The sequence below is a fragment of the Ligilactobacillus equi DSM 15833 = JCM 10991 genome, assembly GCF_000615765.1.
GTDB classification, from domain to species: Bacteria; Bacillota; Bacilli; order Lactobacillales; family Lactobacillaceae; genus Ligilactobacillus; species Ligilactobacillus equi.
Window position 1 is genome coordinate 1 of the sequence record NZ_BAMI01000088.1, and the last position, 4,904, is coordinate 4,904.

At 40.3% G+C, this 4,904-nt stretch carries 4 protein-coding genes and 2 pseudogenes; 2 read left to right on the top strand and 4 right to left on the bottom strand.

Annotated features, from left to right (window positions below; genetic code table 11):
• The 4 genes and pseudogenes from JCM10991_RS11200 to JCM10991_RS14705 form a co-directional block, all read right to left on the bottom strand.
• Positions 1 to 250: heme-degrading domain-containing protein (locus JCM10991_RS11200; protein WP_025021533.1), on the bottom strand; the 250-nt coding region annotated here is incomplete at its 3' end.
• 165 nt (positions 251 to 415) lie between these two features.
• A pseudogene (locus JCM10991_RS13965) lies at positions 416 to 660 on the bottom strand (heavy metal-binding domain-containing protein); the annotation flags it as partial.
• A gap of 15 nt (positions 661 to 675) precedes the next feature.
• On the bottom strand, positions 676 to 1,431 hold the full coding sequence (locus JCM10991_RS14700) for a cation:proton antiporter (RefSeq protein ID WP_051528017.1): 756 nt from the start codon (positions 1,429 to 1,431) through the stop codon (positions 676 to 678).
• Entirely contained in the window at positions 1,431 to 2,261 is an 831-nt protein-coding gene (locus JCM10991_RS14705; RefSeq protein WP_051528018.1) for a cation:proton antiporter domain-containing protein, read from the bottom strand. Before JCM10991_RS14705 ends, JCM10991_RS14700 begins: the two co-directional genes overlap by 1 nt.
• Positions 2,262 to 3,660: 1,399 nt before the next feature.
• Between JCM10991_RS14705 and JCM10991_RS14715 the strand changes: the two are divergent.
• A pseudogene (locus JCM10991_RS14715) lies at positions 3,661 to 4,238 on the top strand (AAA family ATPase); the annotation flags it as partial.
• On the top strand, positions 4,216 to 4,904 hold a 689-nt coding region (locus tag JCM10991_RS11220; protein ID WP_439645947.1), incomplete at its 3' end, for a 5-methylcytosine restriction system specificity protein McrC. The pseudogene JCM10991_RS14715 and the gene JCM10991_RS11220, both read left to right, overlap by 23 nt.

Here is a 4,904-nt window from a genome sequence, read left to right on the forward strand (position 1 = left end):
ATAAGGAACTATGCTCAAAAAAGTAAACTGTATTGAGCTTCTTCTTAATCCAATTATTATTTTCTGCGGTCGTTTGGGTTCCAGCGTGGAAGTAAACTATTCGGTGGTTTAAAGCAATCAAAAGACAAATCTTATCCCAATTGTTGCCCGCTTTTTCTTTAACCATCGCTGCTAAACGATCAATATCTGCCAAACCAAATTTAGGTAAACTTGCTTGATTTTCTTGTACTAAAATTTCTGACATTTCCATTTATAATATCACCTCGCATCTATTATACCAAGAAAACGTTTTCTTGAAAAAATTAGCCATAAAAAGCACAACCATCCTTGGTTACGCCTTTTATAGTTAATTAGTAAACTTAACGGCCGTGCCGTAAGCCACAACGGTCATCATTTCTGCTGCAATCGAACCGGAGTCAAAACGCATCATAACAACCGCATCTGCCCCCATCTTTTGGGCTTCATTCTTAAGTTTTTGGATAGCATCTCGCGTGAAGTTTCTAACATCTTGGTATAACCGCGCACTTCACCACCAACAATACTTTTAAGTCCCGCACCAATATCTGAAAAGGCATTGCGACTTTGAGTAGTGACTCCAAAACATTCACCTAAGATTTCGTAATTGCGACCTGGGATGTGTTCTGTCGTTGTAACTAACATAACTAAATTCCTCCTTTAGTCATCTAACTTGCCAGTCGAATTTAATAAAATTGACTCTGACAATAAGACATCATTATAAATTTTGTAAACATAATTTTCCATGTGCTCCATTTGGGAAATTTCATCGAGGTAATCACGTTCTACCACAAAAGCATAGCGTAAGGCCCGCATCTGCAATTCCGTTTCTGCTGGCGTTAATTCCGGATAACGAGCAGAAATCAGCCAAACCTTCCAGAAATCCTTGAGAGTGTTGAGGTTAACTTGATCTCGCAAGTCATACAATACGCTAACCTTAACTTTGGTCGGTAAATACATCGATTCTACCGCCTTAATGGCTTTGGCCACCATGGCTTGCCGGATTCGGTCAGATTCCACTAACTCTTCTTTTTGCGATAAACCATGAGGTAATAGAAACTTAAAGGCCACTGTCGGAACAATCATGGACAGTAAAACCAAAACTGATTCAGACAACACTAACATGCTAAAAGCACTTCTACCAATATCATCGGCATGAACCATAAAGACCAGAGCTAAGGTTACCGCACCGTGCACTCCACCTAAACTAAAAAGTAAGCTGTCTCGACGGCTACGTCGCATAAAACGCATATAGAGATAACGTGCCAGTAAGCCCATTACGTACATAACCACTCCGGCAACAATCCAGAAGAATGGATGGCGAGTATCAAGATGATAGCCAAAGTCTTCGCGGAAAATCCGCACTAACATAATTCCTAAAATCACAAAGACCATATCATTGAGAATTTCACGCATCAATCTGCTAGTTGCAACCCGTTATGGAATTGGCGGGGGTTAACAAAGCGACTTCTCTGACCTTCATTATTTTGTAATAAACCGGCACAAACCACGGCAATCACACCCGAAACATGGAGTTCTTCTGCCAAAAAGTAAACAATAAATGGCGTCATAATGAAAATCAAATTCTGCGCTGAAGTAGAATCCATATTGGTCCGTGAAAGTCCTTGCCGGAAGGAAATAAGGGTGATGGCGGCCACAATCCCTAGAAAAGCTCCTCCGACAGCAGCAATGATGAACTCGTTGATTGAACCGCCAACATTTAACTGTCCTGCTGTCGCCCACAGGAGCGTCCCGTTTAACAAGACAATCCCGGTTGCATCATTGAAAAGCGACTCCATCTTAAGCATTTTTTCGACCCCTTGTGGCATTTCCAGACCGACACGCACCGATTCACTCGCTGTGGCATCCGTCGGTGTCGCAATCGAAGCCATTAAAAAGGCAATCGGTAAGCTAATTGCCGCAGTCGTAGCTAAATTAACCACAAATCCTGTCATAATCGCCGTTACCACCGCTAAGGTTACCGTAACCCCAATGATACTGCCTAATTCACTTTTAACACTACTTAAACTCGTGGTTTGCCCTTCAATATACAATAGAGGCGCCACCACCCCAATCATGAAAACTTCTGTATGAAAAGGTGCGACCCACGCGTTTAAAATCGGAATATAGGCAATGATAATTCCAATCGCTAAAGCAATGTAACTATCAGCAATCCGACTATTAAATTTGGATACAATATTACTAACACTGGCCGCCACTAACAGGACGGTTGTTGAAACAATCATTAAACTCCCCCTTTGTGAATAATTTTCCACTTTTATTATAACGTAAGTAGCTCGAACAATAAATAAAAGTGCATTCTTGACGGGAAAACTCCTCCTGGTGACATTGTTTTATTTTCTAGTTAATAACACCAAGAGAAAAAGCCCGTCATACCAACGGACTTCTGAGGTGTAATTGTTGCCACAACTTGGATACCTAAATTTTAGGCAACTTCCTCATCTAACTGAAAGTATTTCGTCGTCAACTTTAATTAAAAAAGAACTTTTCTTATTCCCAATCTCCACACTCTAACTTTGTGCTAAAATAAAGGAAAATACGCTTTAGGAGGACACAATTATGGATCGTGTCGAAGAATTAACCCTGGTTTTGACAGAATTCATCCGGTATAGCGATTGGTGCGTTCAAAATAATGGTGGTAACTACGATGAAAACCAGGCTCTTAAAAATACATACATCATAGGGGAGAAAAAGCGCAGCGACCTTTCTGATATTGAAATTGACGGCACAAAATTTGGCTGGAATTATAATAAAATCGGAAATGGTAAAAAAATCTGGACCGCTGGTTATGTTGACGATGGCAATTATAATCTGGTATACAACCGTTACGACGAAACGAACCGTAAGCTTCTTTTCCAAATTTTTAATTCCGAGAAGCACGACTCAGAAACTATCAAAGAAATTAAACTTGGCTCCCGCTCACCTAATTCAACGGAAATTCGCAAGCTAGTAACTACCTATTGGGAATATAAAGACGCCAAAAAGCAAATCGTAAATGATTCTCTCGTGGAAGTATTAACTCAAAAATTACGTAAATCCAAAAATATTATTTTACACGGCGCTCCTGGGACGGGGAAAAGCTACTTGGCAAATGAGGTTGCCGCTAACTTAATTGGTATCGATAGCGACGAATTACCTTATTCCGACCACTTCAAATTTGTGCAATTCCATCCAAGCTATGATTACACTGATTTTGTGGAAGGTCTACGCCCCACCAAAGGAAGTCGGGATGATGTTAAATTCTCCTTGGTTGATGGAACCTTTAAAAAATTTATCAATGAACAAGCGCGCCGTAACACACCTAATTTCAAAAATCAATTTGCAAGTTTCCAACAAGATTTGCAGTTAGACGAAACTCGCTTTGAAACACAAATACGACACTCAGAATTTTATATTTCGGAAATTAGACCACAAGACGATTTAATTATCTTGAATATTCCCCAGAATAAAGAACCGAAAGCCCGTTTAAAACTTAGCTACTTACGTCACCTTTACGAAAGTCCTAAAACTTTCAGCAGTGTCAAAGAGATCAAGGATGATTTTTTGGCATCGCGTAATCGCCAAAAAGCCAGCGCTTGGGAACCTTCTTACTATTTAGTTCTACTAAAAGAACTTGAAAAATATCAAAAACAGTTGGACCAACGCCCTTACGTTTTCGTAATCGACGAAATTAATCGCGGAGAAATTTCTAAAATCTTCGGAGAACTTTTCTATAGTATCGATCCCAGCTATCGTGGGATGCGTGGAGCAGTTAAAACCCAATACCAAAACCTTCATGACGATGATGAAAATTTTTCATCCCAGAAAATGTCTACATTTTAGGGACCATGAATGATATTGACCGTTCCGTGGACACCTTCGACTTCGCTATGCGCCGACGCTTCCGCTTTATCGAAATTAAGGCTGATGACCGCTTGTCCATGCTAGATGAAGAGTTGGACCCTGAGTATGTTGTTGAAGCCAAAAAAAGACTGCAAGCTCTTAACCAAATGATTGTCTCCACGCCGGGATTAAATGAAAATTACCAAATCGGTCCTAGCTACTTTATTAACCTCAAGCATTTGGACTATGATTTTGATACTTTATGGGATGATTTCCTTGAACCCCTCATTAAGGAATATCTCCGTGGTAACTTCGGCCAAGTAGACATTGCAGACTTCCACCACGCTTACGATTTGGATGATGACTATGATGTGGATTGAAGACAATCAACGCTATTCCAAGACCCAATTTAAACAGACCTATCCCCAGCTTAGTAGTTATCTCCTCGACCAAACTCTTGACCAACTTGATCTAGAAGATAAACTCCTAGTTTTTGCCCGCCGGGATGCAGACCAATCCTTATTGGATGGCCAAAGTAAAATTTTTGAAAGTTTCAATCAACAGGTTAAAACCGGAAATGTGATTGGCTTTCTGGGTTACGGAGATGAACAACTTGAAATTCATACGCGGTTCTCGCAAAATGATGATTTCTTCTTAAATTATTTACTACAAAAAGTTATGGACTTTAAGCTCGTAAACCTCGAAAGTGGCTTGGGGCTCAGCGATAGTTACTACGATTTCATGTTTTATCTTTTCCCCCGCTACTTAAACCAAGCTATGCGCAAGGGAATTTACCGGGAGTATCGGTACTTCGAGCATAATGATACCCACTTAAAAGGTACCTTTAAGCCAGCTCGGCATTTGAAAGAAAATACCCCTTTTATGGGAAAAGTTGCCTACACTACTCGTGATTATACGGTGCAAACAGACCTACTTTACCTCATCCGCCATACTTTGGAATACCTTAAGATTAACAAGCCGGTGGTCTATGAATATCTCTTACAATCAGATGAAAGTCGTGCCAATCTCAGCTTCATCGTCAACTA

What these genes read in the sequence shown, in the direction of transcription:
- JCM10991_RS14700 (WP_051528017.1), bottom strand. Translation starts at nt 1,431, where the DNA reads ATGCGTGAAATTCTCAATGATATGGTCTTTGTGATTTTAGGAATTATG.
- JCM10991_RS14705 (WP_051528018.1), bottom strand. Translation starts at nt 2,261, where the DNA reads ATGATTGTTTCAACAACCGTCCTGTTAGTGGCGGCCAGTGTTAGTAAT.